Genomic DNA, 17,900 nt, shown 5'->3' on the forward strand with positions numbered 1-17,900 from the left:
GTCCCGTTCGGCCGGTTTAGACTGCGAGTCTAAACCGTCGTTACTTTGGTGGTCGGAGGTCTTGGTGGTCTCGGTGCAAATTCGTTACGACCCGTTCGACGCCTCGATTCTCAACGACCCCTATCCGACGTATCGGTCGTTGCGTGACACGGCTCCGGTGTACCGCGCCGAGGAATCCCATACCTGGGTGTTGAGCCGGCACGCCGACGTCCAGGCCGCAGCACTGGATCACGGCACGTACTCCTCGGTGGACGGCATCTTCCCCACCCCACCGGGATCGGACTTCATCGGCTCGTTCCTGCCGATGATGATCGTGATGGACCCTCCGCGCCACGACCAGTTGCGTGCCCTGGTGAGCCGGGCGTTCACTCCCCGGCGGGTGGCCGGGCTGCAGGGCGCCATCACACAGATGGCCGCGGAGTTGTTCGAGCGCCTCGACGAGGGCTCTGGTTCGGCGGACTTCGTGACCGACTTCGCCGCGATCCTGCCCGCCGCGGTGATCGCCGATCTACTGGGCATTCCCGCCACCGATCGTGATCAGTTCCGATTGTGGTCGAGCCAACTGGTCCAGGTCGACGTCAACCACGGACAAACCACCGACGCACTGACCGCCGCCACCTCGATCTACGCCTACTTCACCGACTTCCTCGCCGACCGCCGCCAAACCCCCCGCGAGGACATGATGTCGGCGTTGGCGAACGCCACAGTCGACGGGATCAGACTGACCGACGAGGAAGTCCTCGGCTTCTGCGCGCTGCTGCTCGTCGCGGGCTACGAGACCACCACCAATTTGCTGGGGAACTCCGCGGTCGTGCTGGCCCAGCATCGGCAGACCCGCCGACGCCTGGCCGCCGATCGAACACTATTGGGGCCGGCAGTTGAGGAGTTGCTGCGCTACGACTCACCGGCACAGGGACTTTCACGAACCCTGACCCGCGACGTCACACTGCACGACACGACCATGCGTCAAGGTGAGAAGGTGCTGCTGCTGTTCGGGTCGGCCAACCGCGACGAGCGCGCCTTCCCCGATCCTGACGTGTTCGACATCGAGCGCACCAGTGAGCACCAGGTCGCCTTCGGTCGCGGCATCCACTTCTGTCTGGGCGCGGCACTGGCGCGGATGGAGGCCCGCATCGCTCTGGATGCTCTGTTGGACAAGGTGCCCGACTGGGAGGTCGATCTTGAATCGGCGCGGCGGCTGCGGTCCGGACCGATCCGCGGCTACACATCGCTGCCCATCACTTGGACCACACCGGTCTAGCCCGTGCCCCTCCTCGACGACGCGTCGTGTGCATCACCGCGCGGCCAGGTTCTTCATCGCCGTCGATATCGAGCACTCCGCCGCGCACGGCGACCTCGGCGCATTCGGCGACATGCTCAAACGATTCGCGGGCTCGAACGGTGATCGACCCATGACCGGACAGGAGAAAGGGGCATGGTGGTGGCAGTGACATTCGCGCACTTCGATGAGCAGATCGCCGACCAGCTGCTCAGATCGCCGAACACAGCAGGTGGACTGTCGAGGTTTCTGAGCTTTCGGCACACCGAACTCGCCGCCGGTCGGCTGGTGGCAGAGATGGAAACCCGTGCCGAACTGCTCACACCCTTCGGCACCCTGCACGGCGGATGTCTATCGGCGATGGTCGACCACTGTCTCGGAGTCGTGTTCTACCCCGTCATTCCGGCCGGATCATGGGTCGCCACCACCGAATTCAAGCTAAACCTGCTGCGACCCGTGTCCACCGGTGTGTGTGTCGCCGTCACCGACATCGTGTCGCTGGGCAAGCGCAGTGGAGTGGCGCGCATCGACATTAGCAACGGCGACAAAGCCGTCTGCGTAGCCCAGGGCACGGTCACGATCGTGAACGCCGCGGGCAACGCACTATGAAGGCGCTTGCTGCCGGGCCCACGCTTCGGGCGGACGACGATCTCGCCAGGAAGGTGTCATGACCTCCGCCGTGCAGCATCGGGTCCGAACCCAGGACGGGATCGCCCTGGCTGCGGACTGCTACGGCCACGATGACGCCCGTCCCGTCGTGCTGCTCCTGCACGGCGGCGGCCAGAACCGGCACGCGTGGAGCACTTCAGCGCGTCGCCTCCACGCATGCGGATACACAGTCGTCGCCTACGACACCCGCGGTCACGGCGACAGCGACTGGGACCCAGCCGGCAGGTACGACATCGAGCGACTCGCGACCGATCTTCTCGCCGTGCGCGAGCACTTCAGCGCCTATACCGCCCCTGCGGTCGTAGGTGCATCCCTTGGGGGCATGACCGTGCTCGGCACGCATCTGTTGACATCCGGGGCGTCGTGGGCGGCGGTCGTCCTGGTCGACGTCACCCCGCGACTTGAATTCCAGGGCGCCCGTCGCGTGGTGACGTTCATGGCCGCACATCCCGATGGCTTTAGCACCCTCTCTGACGCCGCAGAGGTGATCGCCGCGTACAACCCCCATCGCTCGCGCCCGGCCAACGTCGACGGCCTGCGCAAGGTGCTACGGCAGCGTCACGACGGCCGCTGGATCTGGCGGTGGGACCCGGCATTCATTCACTCCAACTTCGACTTTCTCCGCGACGAATCGACCACGGGAACGGAGCAATTCGACGCAATCAGCCACCTGCTGATCGACGGAGCCCGACGGGTCAATGCCCCAACACTTCTCGTAAGGGGCCTCTTGTCCGACGTGGTCTCCCAAGCCACCGTCGACGAGTTCAAGCAACTGGTTCCCCACGCCGAGACCGTCGACGTATCCGGCACCGGACACATGATCGCCGGCGACGACAACGACGCCTTCGGCTGCGCCGTCACCGAGTTCCTCGGCCGGAACCTCCTGTAGGTCGCGACGTTGGTCGAGCACCATCGATCGGCCAGTAGTCAGAACCGATCTTGACTTCACAGCGCGCGAAGCGGAGCCCATGAAGTGTTCTTCGGTTAAGGCCGACTTTGAACTGTGCCGGGCTCTGGTCGAGCTAGACGCCACTACGCACTTGCTGGCCACCATCGGCGTCGAAGAGTTCCTTGGTCCAGCGTTCGAGGATTTCTGCGCTGTCCCAGTCGTCGGGATGAAATCCGGCGCGGGTGTAGGAGCGAAAGCGCGCAATTGCTGCTGGGCTGAATAGCGGGTTATGACGGAAGGCTCGAAGGCTGCGCAGCAAGCGCACCGGGTTGTAGGCGGAACGGTCACCAGCCAGAGAGCGGGTGGTCTGGATGACCAACTCGCTGAACAAGAGGAGGCTGGCGATCCGCATCCCCCAGACCCTGGTGCGTTCGCTTCCACCGACCGTCTCGTAGACATCGAAAGCAACGGCCTTATGCTCGCATTCTTCCAGTGCGTGCCAGAGCAGAATAGGCCGCACTTCGGTGTCGCCGATCAGTTCTTGAGCTTCGTCGCTGGTGAGAATGATCTCGGCGAATGTCGCCGTGTAGTGCTCGAGGGCGGCCGTCACAGCCAGGCGCATCTTGGGAGAAAAACGCTTCTCAAGTCGGCCAACCAGCTTCTTGACATGCCGATCGATCCCCTCGGTGGGATAGCCCATTGCTTGAAGCCGATCGTTGAGCAGCCGATGCTGGTGTCGGTGGGTGGCCTCTTGTGCGATAAACCCCTTGACCGCCTCCTTGAGGTCAGCGTCGCTGATGTGGTCCCGGTACTCGCGGACTGACCGGATAAAGAAGTCTTCGCCTTCGGGGAACGTGGCCGACAAGGTGGACACAAAGTGGCTCATCACCAAGTCGCCATCAACGAAGTGCTGCCGACTGGTCCCAGCAGGCATATCGAATCGAACACGGCGGGGCTTCGGGACGACCCGTGCGGTGGGCCGTGTGGACGAATCGTCGCTCATGTTGTTCTCCCATTCGCCAAGGACGCGCTGTCAATCTGACTCTAAGCCTTGTCAGAATTAGATGGCAAGCTATCCACGTGGTTTCGGCGCGGGTGTATAGCGGAATGTCCGCCGAGGAGCGTCACCGGAACCGGCGCACCCGTCTCATCGAGGCCGCAACGGAGTTGATCGGCACGCGCGGCGTTGCCGCCGCCACTGTGACTGCCGTCTGCGCTGAATCGGGTGTCACGTCACGGTACTTCTACCAGCACTTCTCCGACCGAGACGCACTCCTGCGGGCTGTCTACCAGCAGCTCTATGCCACCTTCCAGGAGGTGATAGTCGACGCGATCCCCGATGCCGGCGAGCCACCGGAGGTATTGGCGTACGCGCCAATCCGCAGGCTGGTCGGCATGATCGACAACGACCCGCGGCTGGGTCGGATCCTGTTCGTGGAATCTGCAACCGAGCCGCTGCTCCGAGAGCTACGCAGCGAACTAATGGCAGGTTTCACCGACCTTGTCTTGCGCGAAGCCAGACTTCACCTCGACATCGCCGACTCTGCCGTGGGGGTTGCCCATTTGGCTTCGACCTTGGGCGTGGGAGGGCTATTCGAAGTCTTGCGCCGCCGACTCGACGGAGAACTGGAATTCACCACAGATGAACTCGTTCAGCACTGCGCAGGTTTCCTGGGCAGCCTAGGCAATTACGTGCTGCTGCAGAACACGGGCCAGTCGGCCACAACCGAAGCGCAAACCTAGAGCTAGCGGCCCCGCTACGCGATGTGGCCGTGCGTGCGCCCGACGACCAACGTCCGAGAACAGCAACAGCAAGACCCTGAACGGCATCCAAGGCCAGTGTCGTCGACTTACAGCGTCAGCCCTGGCTTCCAGAAACCCACTGAGTGTTCGATCATTCCTCTGCCCACTGCGACCGTCGGCCCGGTCCCGACTCGATAGCGGTCGCCGGCCCCTTCGCCAGCCGCGCGCTTTGCGCGGCCTGGCGACGACGGCCCCGCCACCACTTGCACTACATGCGGTAGCGTAGCGATACCGATAGTATCGCTACGATTCGCTACTAGTGGAGGCCCAGTGACCGACGGCACTGCAGATTCCCCAGGCCAGGCCACGCGCCGTGGCCAGCGGGACAACGGATCCCCCAACCCGGCCGAAACCCGCGAGTACAGCGAACGGTTGGCAGCGCTAGCCCGATTCACCCTCCGCCACAAAGCGCTGGTCATCGGGGTATGGCTAGGCGCCGCGGTCGTCCTCGCGTTGCTGTTCCCCCAGCTAGAAACCGTGGTGCGCCAACAGTCGGTGGACCTCATCCCTCGCGATGCGCCGTCCTTGCAGACGGTTGACCGCATGAGCGCCGCTTTCGGCGAAGAAGGCTCAAAAACCATGGTGTTCGTCGCCATGGAAGACCCCAATGGCTTGACTCCGACTGCACGGCAGCGCTACGGCGAACTCGTGCGCCGGTTGCAGGGCGAAGGCAACCACGTCCTGCTGGTGCAGGACCTACTGTCCGATCCGATTACCGAAGCCCAGGCAGTCAGCGCCGACCGCAAAGCTTGGTACCTGCCCGTAGGTGTCACCGGCACCCTCGGAGACCCCACGGCCGCCGAATCGGTAAACGCGGTGCGCAACATCGCCGCCGAGGTCTTCACCGGCTCGACCACGACTGTGCAAGTGACGGGACCACCGGCAACCTTCAGCGACATGATCGCATCCGCCGAGCACGACCTGCTGCTGATCTCAATCGCTACCGCGGGCGTGATCGCCCTGATCCTGCTGATCGTCTACCGGTCGGTGTTCACCGCGCTGTTACCGCTGCTAGTAATCGGGTTGAGCCTGGCAGTCGGGCGCGGCGTGCTGTCCGCCCTCGGCGAGATGGGCATGCCCGTCTCCCAGTTCACCGTCGCCTTCATGACTGCGATCCTGCTCGGCGCGGGAACCGACTACACCGTATTTCTGATCAGCCGATACCACGAACAGCGCCGCGCCCAAGTACCCGCCGATCAGGCCGTCATCCACGCCACCGCCAGCATCGGGCGCGTCATCCTCGCCTCCGCCGCCACCGTCGCACTCGCGTTCCTGGCCATGGTCTTCGCGCGGCTCAGCGTCTTCGCCGCCCTTGGCCCCGCGTGTGCCATCGCCGTACTGTTCGGATTTCTGGCCACCGTAACCCTGCTGCCACCGGTGCTGTCGCTAGCCGCCAAACGCGGCATCGGTGAACCCAAACCCGATCGCACCCGCCGCTACTGGAACAGCGTCGCCGTCGCCGTGGTCCGCCGTCCCGTGCCACTACTCATCGTCAGCCTGGTCATCTTGCTCGCCCTGTCGGCAGCGGCAGCAACCATCAAAATCAGCTACGACGACCGCAAGGGCCAACCAGACACCACGGCCAGCAACCTGGGCTACCACCTGCTGGACCGCCACTTCCGCAAAGACGTCGTCATCAGCGAATTCCTCGTCGTGGAAAATCCGACCGACATGCGGACCGGCAAAGGACTGGCCGATCTTGACGAGATGGCCTCCCGCGTCTCCCAGATCCCCGGCGTCACCAAGGTTTCCGGAGTCACCCGCCCCACCGGAGAGCGCCTCGACCAAGCAGAACTGGCCTGGCAGAACGGCCAGATCGGCGACAAAATGGCCGGCGCCGTCGCCGAGGGCAACTCCCGCAAAGACGACCTCACCAAACTCACCGACGGCGCCGACCAGCTCGCCGACGGCCTCGCCCAACTCGACAGCACCGTGCGCACCGCCTTCACACCACTAGCCGGAATCCTCACCCAAGCCCAATCCGCAGGAACTCAGGTCAACCAATTCCGGCCGCTGCTGCAACAACTTTCCGCCACTGCCCCCGCCGTCGACCAAGCCATCCAATCCGGCCCAGGACTACGACCGCTGGCCAACCAAGCCCAAAACGCAATCACTCAACTCGACCCACTCGTCGGCGCCCTCAACACCTCACCCTGGTGCGCCACCACCCCACAATGCGCCCAAATCCGCAACCAGGTCCAGATCCTGGTCACTCTGCGCGACAACGGATTCTTCAACCAAATCGCCGACCTCGGGGACCGCTACGATCCCGCCACCAATGCCACCGTTGGTGGCACCCTCGCCAACGTCCAGAACGCAGTCGCCTCACTGGACAAGGCATTCGGAGCCCTGGGTGACCCCGCCGACCTGACCACAAATCTCCGCCGATTGCAGGACGGAATCGGACAGCTGACCTCCGGCGCCCAAGCACTCGCCACCGGCGTCCGCACCCTCGCCGACAGCAACATCGAAATGCTGTCCGGCATGAGCCAGATCGCCACCCAACTACAGAACTCCTCGCGCGCAGCGGCCGACTCCGACTCCTCGAGCGGTTTCTACCTGCCCGCCAACGCATTCGAGAACCGGCAATTCACCGACGTCGCCGAACAATTCCTCTCACCGGACGGCAAAACAGCGCGGTTCATGATCGAAAGCAGCCACGACCCATACAGCGTTGAAGCCATGGACCTCGCCAGCCGCATCACCGACACCGCCAACACCGCACGACCCAACACGTCACTCGCCGACGCCACCGTGTCCGTAGCCGGCTTCCCCGCCGTCAACTCCGATATCCAACGACTCCTCTGGGCCGACTTCGCACAACTAGCCATCGCCACCATCATCATCGTCGGCGTCATCCTGGTCCTACTACTGCGCGCACTCCTAGCACCGCTCTACCTACTAGGCACCGTCGTGCTCAACTACCTCGCATCACTCGGCATCGGCGTCGTAGTCTTCCAATGGGGACTGGGCCACGAAATCGCCTGGCCCGTACCGCTGCTGGCGTTCATCATCCTCGTCGCCGTCGGCGCCGACTACAACATGCTGCTCGTCTCACGGCTCCGCGAAGAATCCGGAACCAACATCCGCGTCGGCGTCCTGCGCACCGTGGCAAACACCGGAGCCGTCATCACCTCCGCTGGCCTCATATTCGCCGCCAGCATGTTCGGCCTCATGGTCGGCTCAGTCGCCATCATGATCCAAGCCGGCCTCATCATCGGCTTCGGGCTGCTGCTCGACACCTTCCTCGTGCGCACCCTCACCGTGCCCGCCATCGCCACACTCCTACGCGAAGCCAGCTGGTGGCCCACCAAAGCAACAAACCCGCGACCCGGTCAGACCAACCCAGGAGGCATTAAGGACGCACCTCACGTGCTGGTCCAGGAGAGGTGAAAAGCGAACAGAGCAATACCCGGCGCTACATGCCGACCAGCGTGAAGGCGTATTCACCCCGAATGAATACGACCCCTGCGCCGGTAGGTTTGGTAACGGCCGTCGGGAATGTTCCTTTTGGTGGTGGTTTTTTCCGCGGCTGGCTCCGTACTTTCGGGCTCATGCAGACCGAGGGGTGCGCTCGGCGGTGATGTCGATGCACAAGCTGACCGCCGGGGACGGCTACCTGTACCTGGTGCGGCAAGTCGCGGCCGCCGACAGCACCGAGCGGGGCCGCTCCAGCCTGGCTGACTATTACTCGGCCAAGGGGGAATCGCCGGGCCGCTGGATGGGTCGCGGCCTGGCCGCGTTGGCCGACACCGGAGCCCGTGAGGTCAGCGACGAAGTGCGCCAACAGGTGTGGGCCGTCGAAGGCGGATCGGTGGTCACCGAGGAGCAAATGAAGGCCTTGTTTGGGCTGGGTTGGCACCCCAACGCCGACAAGATTTTTGCCCATCTGTCCCCGCGATTGCGCGTTCAACCCGCGACCGCGGCCGCCCAGTTAGGCCGTAAATACCCTGTGCGGGAGGAGCCCTCGTCGGAGTTCACCCGTCGTGTCGGGAAAGCGTTCCGCGCTCACAACATCGAGGCCGGTCTGGCGGGCAACGCCACCATCGACGATGACGTGCGGGCAGGCATCCGTACGCGGGTGGCCACCGAGATGTTCGTCGAGGAATTTGGCCGCGATCCGGCCGATGAACGGGAGCTGTCAGGGTTCGTTGCGCGGGCCACCAGGGCGCGCACTACGGCGGTGGCCGGCTATGACTTGACGTTCTCTCCGGTGAAGTCGATTTCGGCGCTGTGGGCGATTGCCCCGCCGGAGATAGCAGAGCAGATCGAGGCCGCTCACGAGGCCGCGGTGGCCGACGTGTTGGAGTGGCTGCAAGACAACGCCGCGTTCACCCGTACCGGCACCAACGGTGTCGCCCAAGTCGACACCGAAGGGCTCATCGCGGCGGTGTTCACCCATCGGGATTCGCGTGCCGGGGATCCCGATCTACACACCCATGTAGCGATCGCCAACAAGGTGTCTTACCTCGACGCCAATGGGGTGCGCCGCTGGCTCGCTCTGGATGGTCAACCGCTGCACCGGGTCATCGTGGCGGCTTCGGAGATGTACAACACCCGCATGGAAGCCCACATGATCGAGCGCCTGGGTGTGAGCTTCGTCGAGAAGGCCCGCGGGCGGGGTAAGCGGGCGGTCCGCGAGATCGCCGGGATGTCGATGGAATTGATGTCGCGGTGGTCGAGTCGCGGCATCGCGATCAAGGCCCGTACCGCCGAGCTGGCCAAGCAGTTTCAGCACGATCACGGCCGCGAACCCACCACCATCGAGTCCCTTGCGCTGGCTCAACAGGCGACGCTGGAATCGCGTGAAGCCAAGCACGAACCGCGCTCGTTCGCAGAGCAGCGCGCCACCTGGCTCAACCAAGCTATTGAAGTCCTCGGACACGATGGATTGAACCACATGCTGGCCACAGTTCTGGCCCCGCGTCGCGCTCAGAAGACACCCGAAATCACCGCCGAGTGGGTGGCGTCGCGTGCTGTCGCATTGATCGCCACTGTGGCCGAAACACGGGCTACGTGGCAGGCCCACCACGTGCGCGCCGAGGCCCTGCGGATGGTCCGCGCTGAGGGTGTCGCAGACGTGGCGGGGCTTGTCGAACGGCTCACCGACACCGCACTTTCCGAGGCTTTTTCGGTGCCCCATGCCTGCGTCGAGGACGGCGAGTTGGGTGAGCCTGTCGCATTGCGTCGCCGCGACGGTTCCAGCGTCTTCAGCCGCCACGGTGTGGCGACCTACACCAGCCGCGACGTCCTCGCCGCCGAGGCCCGCATCCTGGCCGCTGTCGCACGCTGCGACGGTCGTGTGGCGACGGCTTCCGAGGTCGATCTCGCGCTGTCAGATTCGGCCGCCCGCGGCAAGCCACTTAACCTCGGTCAGGCCGCGCTCGTCGAGCAGATGGCCACCAGCGGCCGCCGCGTCGCATTGGCTCTGGCGCCCGCCGGGGCGGGCAAGACCACGGCCATGGCCGCGCTGGCGCATGCGTGGCGCAGCTCGGGCGGACATGTCCTCGGATTGGCCCCGACCGCGGCCGCGGCGATCGTGCTCGGGGAGGATCTGGGCTCGACCACCGACACCCTCGACAAGTACGTCCACTGCGCTGATCCGGACAACGCTGCGACGTTCGGAACACCGCAGTGGTTCACCGACATCGGACCGGACACGTTGATCATCGTCGATGAGGCCGGCATGGCGTCGACCGCGGGTCTGGACGCGATGATCGCTGACGCTCAGCGCAAGGGCGCGAGTGTGCGGCTGGTTGCTGATGACTGCCAGTTGGCGTCGATTTCCGCGGGCGGGGTGTTGCGCGACATCGCCACCGAGACCGGGGCGCTGACGCTTTCGGAAGTCGTGCGGTTTCATTCCCGCGCCGAGGCCGCGGCGTCGCTGGCGCTGCGCGGCGGCGATCCGGCTGGGATCGGCTTCTACATCGACTCCGGGCGCATTCACGTCGGTACCGAACAGACCGCCGCGGACGCCGCGTTTTCGGCGTGGCTGGCCGACCGCAACGCCGGGCGCGACAGCCTGCTGTTGGGACCCACCAACGCGATCGTCGACGACCTCAACGCCCGCGCCCGCACTGCCCGTCTGGCCGCCCTCATCGAGGCCGATCCGGACTGGCGGCCGGGTCGCGAGACCGTGCTCGCCGACCAACTCCGGGCCAGTGTCGGTGATGTCATCCGCACCCGCCGCAACGCCCGCTGGTTGCCCCTGTCGGGCACTGATTACGTCCGCAACGGCTACGCCTTCGACATCCTCGATGTCGCCCGCGACGGAGCGCTCCGGGCTCGCCATCGCGGCACCGGGCATGAGATCACCCTGCCGGCCGACTACGTCACCGAACACGTCACCCTCGGCTATGCCGCCACCATCAACGGCGCCCAGGGCTCCACCGCCGGGCACAGCTGCCATGTGGTGGGTGCTGAGCACCTGACCCGCCAACAGCTCTACGTCGCCCTCACCCGCGGCCGCGCCGAAAATCACCTGTACCTCTCGACCGCCGAAACCGACCCGCACCGCATCCTGGCCCCCAGGGCCACCCACCCCGACACCGCCGTGGACGTCCTGTCCCGGATTGTGGCCCGCGATGGCGGCCAGGTCTCGGCCACCACCGCCGCCCGCCAGGCCGCCGACCCGACCCGCAGACTGGCCGCGGCCGCCGACATGTTCACCGACGCCCTCGGCGCTGCGGCCGAGCACCAGCTCGGCGCGGGTGCCCGCGACCGTCTCGACGCCATCGCTGAATCAGTGCATACCGATCTCAGTACCTGCGCAGCGTGGCCGGTACTGCGTCGTCGCCTGGCTATCCGGGCGCTCTCCGGTGCCGATCCCGGCGAACTATTGGCCGCCGCCCACGCTCGAGGCGGCCTCGACGATGCCGCCGACGCGGCCGCGGTGCTGGACTACCGCATCGATCCCACCGGTTCCGCCGGCCGCGACTGCGGGCCGCTGCGCTGGCTGCCCGCCATCCCCGCCGCCCTGGCCGGCGACCCGCAATGGGGCGACTACCTGCGCCGCCGCGAAAGCCTTGTCGAGGAGCTGGCCGCGCAGATCCGCGAACAAGCCCGCGCCTGGACCCCCGACACCGCGCCGAACTGGGCACAGCCCCTAGTCACGGCAAACCCCGCCCTGGCCGCAGAAATCGCCGTGTTCCGAGCCGCCACCGGGGTCGATGACGCCGACACCCGCCTCACCGGCCCAGCCCAATACCCTGTGGCCACCCGCGCAATCCAAGACCTGCTGCAACGCCACGGCACCGACGCCATCGAGCGCGACGGCGCCGACCCCACCCGCTTCAACGACCTCCTCGACCAGATCGACCCCCGCATCCGCACCGACGCCTACTGGCCCACCCTGGCCGCCCACCTCACAGGAGCCGCCCGCGGCAACGACATTCGCGATGCTCTCACCGCGGCGGCCCAGCGAGGACCGCTGCCCGATGAGATGCCCGCCGCGGCGTTGTGGTGGCGGCTGGCCGACGCGCTACCCCGCACCGCAGCCCACCCCGATCGGCACGCCGTCGACCACGCCACCGCCCAGGACGAAGGCGCGCACGCAAGCATGCATACCGACGAGCGTGCGCTCGTCGAGGTCCTGGCCGCCGCATGGCGCAACGCCGACCCGCTCACCCTCCCGCGGCGCCTCACCGACCCCGCCGCGGTCGCGCTCTCCGCGCCCTACGTCGTGGCCACCCTGTCGGCCGAGCGCTACACCCCCGAACTCGCCGAAGCGATCCACACAGCGGCCACCGACGCCAACCGCCACCACGTCCGCGTCACCGCGACACCACAACCCGACCTGCTCAGCCTCAACCACCTCGCCGAGCAGATCACCATCCACAAACCCACCCGGCGCGGACCCGTCATCGTCGTCGAGGACGCCGCGGCCGCCGACCCCGACGCCCTCGCAGCGGTGGCCACCGCCCTGGTCCCCGCACACGGCCGCCTCCTACTCATCGACAACGGACAGCCCGGACCCGCCCGACGACTCCTCGACGGACTCACCCTCCCCTGGGCTGAAAACACCCGCCCCGCACCGGACATCGACGATCCAACACTTGCAGCGACAGCAGACCGTCACCGCGCCGTCGCCGCGCGCAGCTGGCACACCCTCACCACCGGACCCACACGCGACCGAGGCAGAGAGCGAGAACGCGGACACGGCCTCGACATCGACTAACGGGCACACCCACCACACCCGGCATATATCGTTGACGGTATATACCGGAATCGATATAGTGGAGGCGTGGGTGAGTGGCGGATCATGCTCAGCGGCGAAGTAAAACGCTGGTATGCCGGTCTGTCTGAAAGTGAACTCGCCCAGGCCGATCAAGCCCTCGACCGGCTCACCGCCGAGGGCATCAACCTAGGCATGCCGCACAACCGCTATCTCTCAGAGAAACTGTGGGAGTTGCGGTTTCGCTGCGGACAGGTCAACCAACGCATAACCTACACCGCCGACCCCGACCGCCAGCTGGTCACCCTGACCGCCTTCCGCAAACAACGCCAAAACGAACGCAACGAGATCACCCGCGCACGCAAAGCGCTACGCCGCCACCAGACCAAGAAGGGATAACCTGCCATGACCGTCAACACCGCCACCGCGAAGAAGACCGCTGCCCCGAAGAGAGCCGCCAAGAAAGCCCCCGCCGCCGCGAAGAAGGCCGCCACCTCCAGCGGTGGGGTCGATTACCGAACTGCCCGCGCCCAGCGCCAGGCCGCCCTCACCGACGAGCAGCGCCAGACCTACAAGCAGGCCTACCACGACGCCGGCCGGGCGATGGACCTCGCCGGGCTGGTCTACACCGCCCGCACCGAGGCCGGCCTCACTCAAACCCAGCTCGCCGCCGCCATGAGCACCAGCCAATCCGCCGTCGCCGCCTGGGAGAACGGTGCACGCATCCCCGGTATCGACGCCCTGGAACGGCTCGCCGCAGCCTGCGGGAAACGCCTCCACATCGCCATCACCGCCGCATAACCCCTTCGCTCCTCAAACAGCGCTGGCAAGGGCGAGACCGGGCCACTCTTGGGCGCTCAACCATCGATCGTCGTATCGGCGGTCTGCGAGCCAGCTGCCCAGGTGGACAGCGCATCAATATGCTGGACGAGCACTCCGGTCTTGTCCGTCCGATTGCGGATAATTGCGCTTCTGGCCTCGGCCAGCGTCTCGTGAATCCTTCCCAGTCGCCGGGCATACCAGTCCTCAGTCGTATCGGCCAGGCCCTGACTGAAGCGGTCGTGGCGGCCAGCACGCTGGTCCTCGTTGATCTCAGTGAATTCCTCGTCAACGCTGCGCTCAAGTCGGCGGGCACGGTGGAGGTGCCGGAGCGCCGCCGGGAACGGTGGCGGCTCCCACGGTGGCGCGTGGGGCACGGTTTCGTGCTGTTCGAGCCGAAAGAGAGCCGCACCGTCCGCATCGCCGGACGCGTCGGACCATTGCTCGCCGATGCGCATGTCGGCAATGTGAAGTCGGGCGATCTCGTCGAGTACGTGATCGCTGACCCAATGGCAGTAATTCGCAGCAACGATCAACGCTGGCACATCGACCAAGAGAACCTGAACCAGGACACGCTGCGCGTCATCCGCGCCTCGGCCGGCGCACATCAAATCCCTGTCGAGTTCACTGGTGATCTTTACCAACCCATGACCAACATCGCCAAGCAGACCCGCGGCAAACCTCGCATACGTGTCCGAAAAAAGCGTGTCACCCACTGCTACTGTCGGGATCACGCCCTGACCTCCGCACTCATAGTCATAGTCGCTGTCGCTCAGCTTGGATGAAAAGGTCAGTGATCCAGTCGGTTCCGCGTCCGTCGAGGTGCGCGTGAGCGGCGGCGTACACGATATCCGCCATCGGCAGCTCGGTGGGCTTGCCGTCAGTGCCGGGGTCCGCGATCCACCCGAGTACGGCCTCTAACGCGCGGGAGATCAGCCATTGGCCGCTGTATTCGGTGACGATGCTGGCTGAGCGTTCTTGATCCCACCCAGGCTGGGCGATGCCGACGCTGAGCCACTGTTGCTGCACCGCCTCAGCGAATCGCGCCCGCTCACCCGCGGCGACCGCGCCCTCCGCCGCGGCCGGCCACACATCGTCGAAGTTGGCGGGCAACCGGGACTCTCCCGGCATCGTGCTGGACTTGACCACTACGAGGCGGGCCTCGGACACCAAGGCATCGGTGATCAGTTTCGCGGCTCGCTGGTCCAATCCCCTGGGCGCCAATTCCGCGACCTGCTTGGCCAGTGCGGGAAACTCACCCGACAGCCGGTGCGTGGTCTGGGCTCCGACCGTCAGTGCTTGCTTCTCGATGCCGGCCGGGATGTTCATCCCTGAGCAAGCGGCCCATTCCGTACCCCAGCGCTGCGCTGCCGTCATCAATGCGTCGACCTCGGCCCAGGTTGTAACGGCCGCGCCCAAACGCCATGCCGCAGACTCGCCAGCTTTGAGTTCGGCGTAGGCGACCAGCGTGGCCGCCGGATCCAGGTTTCCGGTCCAGCGTTGGCGGAAGGAGTCGCTGATGATGGGATCAGTCCAGGCCATTCGCAGTTCTGTGGGTATGGCGATTCCTGGCGGCACATAGCCTGCGCCGTGATGGCTCACTGCCACCACCTGGTGCTCCCCGGTGGCCGAATACATCACTCCGACCGCCCACAACGCGAATGAGCGACCCGATTCGCTAGCAGCCAGCAGTTGCCACGCCAGTCGTTTCACCATCTGTAGATCGCTGGACTCATTTCGCAGGCGCTCAAAATCACGCGCCGCCGCAGCCGCTACCCGCGACGGCAACGTCGCGACCGGCGTCGCTACCGCCGTTGCCGCCGTCACTGAGGTGGCAGCAGGCGTCATCGCCGCCGCAGTACCACCAGCCGGTGCAGCCGCCGCGCTCGCAGTGGGAACCGCAGATGGTGGCCCCATCGGTCCTGGAGGCAAAAGCGCAGCAGGAGCCCCGAGAGCCTGAGCCGGCGCACCAGAACCAGCCGCAGGAAGTCCCGAAATAGACTGCGGATTAACGACATTTGGAGCGGCCGCAACAGGTGAATGCGATGCGCCACTCGGCGCCGACATGAGCGGAGCTGCCGACGCGCTCACCGGCGGCGGTGCAGCAACCGTCGCAGGAGAGGACGCTGCATTGGCCCCGGATGCGAACGACGTCGGCGGAACAACCGGCAGCGCCCGCGAGAACGCGGCGGCCGGTGATGACGCTGATGAAGTTGCCGGACTTGCAGGCGACGCTGCGCCTCCAGACCCAGAGCCCAATAGACCTGCCCCTAGGCCCGTCGAGTCCTCCGGGCGAAACCCCTGAAGATGACAGCGATGAAGCTCCTCCGCCGAATCCGCCTCCGCCGCTGCCAATGCCTCCAAGTGCTGAGGTTGGACCTCTGCCTGTGCCAGGCGAAGAGGGCACAGGCGAACTTGACGACGGAGCAGAGGGTTGCCCGGGGCTCACCCGTGGCACCGCATTCCCAGACACGGAACCAGGCTCTGGTGTGTCTGGCGCGGAGGCTCGGTGCTGAGTTCCACCGCTTTCTTCGGACGTTCCGTAGGGCGGCTCGGGTGTTTCGTCAGTTCGCTTATCGGTCGACCGATCCGAGTCGTCACGACCTTCTGGGTCGCCGCTGGGAGGGCTTTCCGGTACTGAACCGAATCGTTGCCCGAAGTGCCCGGAGAGTGCGGTGATCTCCTCCGCAGCACCTACGGCTGTGCCGCGGGCCATCGTTGCTGCATTGGTGATGATGCCGATAGCTTGAGGGCTCCGGTTTGGTACAGACGCTAGTTGGTTGTGAGCATCAGCGTCGATCGAGTCGATCTGCTGTTCAGCGCCGTGCTGGATCGCTGCGATGTTATCCATCAAATCTGCTGCGGCACTGTCGATGTCAGCTTTATCGTCCGCATCGACTTGAAACCGCCAATACGCCTGATGCATCGCTTCGAACCCAGTAGTTGATTGCGCCACGCCGTCGGCCCGTAGACCGTTTAGGGCATTCCGGTGAGTATCTGCTGCCGAAGCTGTCGCATTGGCCACGCGACGCTGAGAAGAAGCCTTTGCTTCGCATGCTTCGCGAGTTGTCGGCCATACGTCTGGTGCCACGATAAATCGCGAGTACTGGCGATTAGGTAGTGTCGCCCCCATTAGCTCACACCCGCTGCCTTACAAGCATTTTCAACTTCATCCAGCGTCTGCGAATATTCGTCGACAATCTTGTTGGACACCGAGGCCGGTTCACGGCGTAAGTCGGCGTCTACTACAGCTGTAAGGGATGGCCGCAAACTGGCGATGGCGCTGGCGAGTTCCTTTGGTGTCTCAGGGCTCACCCTCGAATCGAGATAGTCCAGTTCCACGCCAACCGCGCTGAAGTAGTAGCCCTGGGTGCCGAGGCTTTGTGGTGACTCCCAGTCATTCGTGCGGTCGACCCTATCTATGAAGGCGCCGCGTGCAATCCCCACGCCGCTCTTGAAGCTACTGAAGCCGGCGCACGCGTCAGTGGCGGCCGCGCGGTAATCCTCTGGAGATGGTGCGGTTGTAGAGGCTGCGGAGGTCGTCGTGGCTGCTGGCGCTAGGGGTTCTGGCCGCAATAAAGCGGTCAGTCCCAACACAAGTCCCGCTACCCCGACCGTGGTGCCGAGTGCTCCGAGGGTGAGAGCTGCCTTACTCATGTATCCACCGCTACGGCGCTGAGTAGGTGGGCGTTGGTTTCGTCGACAGCGACCGCTGAGGTTACTGCGGTCGTAGCGGCGACCCCCAACGTCTCGGCTCGTGAGAGTAGTGCGCTTGCGCGGCTGGTGAGTGCGGTCACCGCAGCGAGGTCTGCGAGGCCGGCGGCCGCATCAATAATCGACATCGCGCCGGTCGCTACTGGTCCTGACGGTTCGATCGCTGCGGCGCCCTGCCCAGCGATGTGGGCTCTAGTGATCCCGGCTTGGGCGATGCCAGGCTGCAACTCGAAGGGTCGGTCCATGAGTTGAAAGTACCGCTGCTCGCTGACAGTCCGCCACCAGCGGAGCACACTTGACTCAAGAAATTCCTGCACTTCAAGGCGCTGCAAGGCAAATCAAGCAAATCGACGGGTCGACGCAGAATGTGTCTGAAATGACCATTTTCGGACACCCGCGCGCGCATCGATTACATGCCGAAAGTCCGAACAGGAAATCCGGACAGGGCGGGGCCGGCCCCTTCTGCATGCAGAGGACCTGCGGATTAAAGATCTATAGTTCTGCACTCCGGCCGCCTCAGCCCTCCACAACATGTAATACAATGTAGTACATTG

The 17,900-nt window shown here is 65.1% G+C and carries 14 protein-coding genes; 10 read left to right on the forward strand and 4 right to left on the reverse strand.

Features of this window, described 5'->3' with window-relative positions; genetic code table 11:
- Window positions 1-64 precede the first annotated feature (64 nt).
- The 4 genes from ACAG25_RS00945 to ACAG25_RS00960 are packed head-to-tail and all read left to right on the forward strand — an operon-like array spanning window position 65 to window position 2,837.
- Window positions 65-1,261 carry a cytochrome P450 gene (locus tag ACAG25_RS00945; RefSeq protein WP_011856882.1) on the forward strand — a complete coding sequence of 399 codons (1,197 nt, stop codon included), beginning with the start codon at window positions 65-67 and terminating at the stop codon, window positions 1,259-1,261.
- A gap of 28 nt (window positions 1,262-1,289) precedes the next feature.
- A complete protein-coding gene (locus ACAG25_RS00950; RefSeq protein ID WP_156442342.1) occupies window positions 1,290-1,451 on the forward strand; it encodes a hypothetical protein in 162 nt (53 codons plus the stop codon).
- A complete protein-coding gene (locus ACAG25_RS00955) occupies window positions 1,436-1,888 on the forward strand; it encodes a PaaI family thioesterase (RefSeq protein WP_011856883.1) in 453 nt (150 codons plus the stop codon). Before ACAG25_RS00950 ends, ACAG25_RS00955 begins: the two co-directional genes overlap by 16 nt.
- Window positions 1,889-1,946: 58 nt before the next feature.
- Window positions 1,947-2,837, forward strand: coding sequence for an alpha/beta fold hydrolase (locus tag ACAG25_RS00960; protein WP_011856884.1), 891 nt, complete (start codon window positions 1,947-1,949; stop codon window positions 2,835-2,837).
- 133 nt (window positions 2,838-2,970) lie between these two features.
- Here the strand turns inward: ACAG25_RS00960 and ACAG25_RS00965 are convergent, their stop codons facing one another.
- Window positions 2,971-3,840 carry a metal-dependent hydrolase gene (locus ACAG25_RS00965; protein WP_011856885.1) on the reverse strand — a complete coding sequence of 290 codons (870 nt, stop codon included), beginning with the start codon at window positions 3,838-3,840 and terminating at the stop codon, window positions 2,971-2,973.
- A 104-nt stretch (window positions 3,841-3,944) separates the two neighbouring features.
- Here ACAG25_RS00965 and ACAG25_RS00970 point away from each other — a divergent pair, with 104 nt between their 5' ends.
- The 5 genes from ACAG25_RS00970 to ACAG25_RS00990 all read left to right on the forward strand — a co-directional run bounded on the left by ACAG25_RS00970 (window position 3,945) and on the right by ACAG25_RS00990 (window position 13,614).
- Window positions 3,945-4,580 (forward strand): TetR/AcrR family transcriptional regulator, encoded by a 636-nt coding sequence (locus ACAG25_RS00970; protein ID WP_011856886.1) that lies wholly within the window; start codon window positions 3,945-3,947, stop codon window positions 4,578-4,580.
- Between the two features lie 330 nt (window positions 4,581-4,910).
- A complete protein-coding gene (locus ACAG25_RS00975; RefSeq protein ID WP_073683302.1) occupies window positions 4,911-8,033 on the forward strand; it encodes an RND family transporter in 3,123 nt (1,040 codons plus the stop codon).
- A 190-nt stretch (window positions 8,034-8,223) separates the two neighbouring features.
- Complete coding sequence (gene mobF / locus ACAG25_RS00980; protein ID WP_370486417.1) at window positions 8,224-12,816, forward strand: MobF family relaxase; 4,593 nt, start codon at window positions 8,224-8,226, stop codon at window positions 12,814-12,816.
- Between the two features lie 66 nt (window positions 12,817-12,882).
- Window positions 12,883-13,212, forward strand: coding sequence for a type II toxin-antitoxin system RelE/ParE family toxin (locus ACAG25_RS00985; protein ID WP_370486418.1), 330 nt, complete (start codon window positions 12,883-12,885; stop codon window positions 13,210-13,212).
- Between the two features lie 6 nt (window positions 13,213-13,218).
- On the forward strand, window positions 13,219-13,614 hold the full coding sequence (locus ACAG25_RS00990) for a multiprotein-bridging factor 1 family protein (RefSeq protein WP_370486419.1): 396 nt from the start codon (window positions 13,219-13,221) through the stop codon (window positions 13,612-13,614).
- 56 nt (window positions 13,615-13,670) lie between these two features.
- Here the strand turns inward: ACAG25_RS00990 and ACAG25_RS00995 are convergent, their stop codons facing one another.
- The gene (locus tag ACAG25_RS00995) at window positions 13,671-14,366 is read right to left on the reverse strand and encodes a hypothetical protein (RefSeq protein WP_370486421.1); all 696 of its coding nucleotides are present in this window, start codon (window positions 14,364-14,366) and stop codon (window positions 13,671-13,673) included.
- A 22-nt stretch (window positions 14,367-14,388) separates the two neighbouring features.
- Window positions 14,389-15,480 (reverse strand): hypothetical protein, encoded by a 1,092-nt coding sequence (locus tag ACAG25_RS01000; RefSeq protein WP_370486422.1) that lies wholly within the window; start codon window positions 15,478-15,480, stop codon window positions 14,389-14,391.
- 934 nt (window positions 15,481-16,414) lie between these two features.
- Here ACAG25_RS01000 and ACAG25_RS01005 point away from each other — a divergent pair.
- Window positions 16,415-16,579 (forward strand): hypothetical protein, encoded by a 165-nt coding sequence (locus tag ACAG25_RS01005; protein WP_370486423.1) that lies wholly within the window; start codon window positions 16,415-16,417, stop codon window positions 16,577-16,579.
- Between the two features lie 185 nt (window positions 16,580-16,764).
- Here ACAG25_RS01005 and ACAG25_RS01010 read toward each other — a convergent pair whose 3' ends face one another.
- The gene (locus ACAG25_RS01010) at window positions 16,765-17,289 is read right to left on the reverse strand and encodes a hypothetical protein (protein ID WP_370486424.1); all 525 of its coding nucleotides are present in this window, start codon (window positions 17,287-17,289) and stop codon (window positions 16,765-16,767) included.
- Window positions 17,290-17,900: the final 611 nt, after the last annotated feature.

This window comes from Mycobacterium sp. pV006 (assembly GCF_041287115.1).
Taxonomy (GTDB): Bacteria; Actinomycetota; Actinomycetes; order Mycobacteriales; family Mycobacteriaceae; genus Mycobacterium.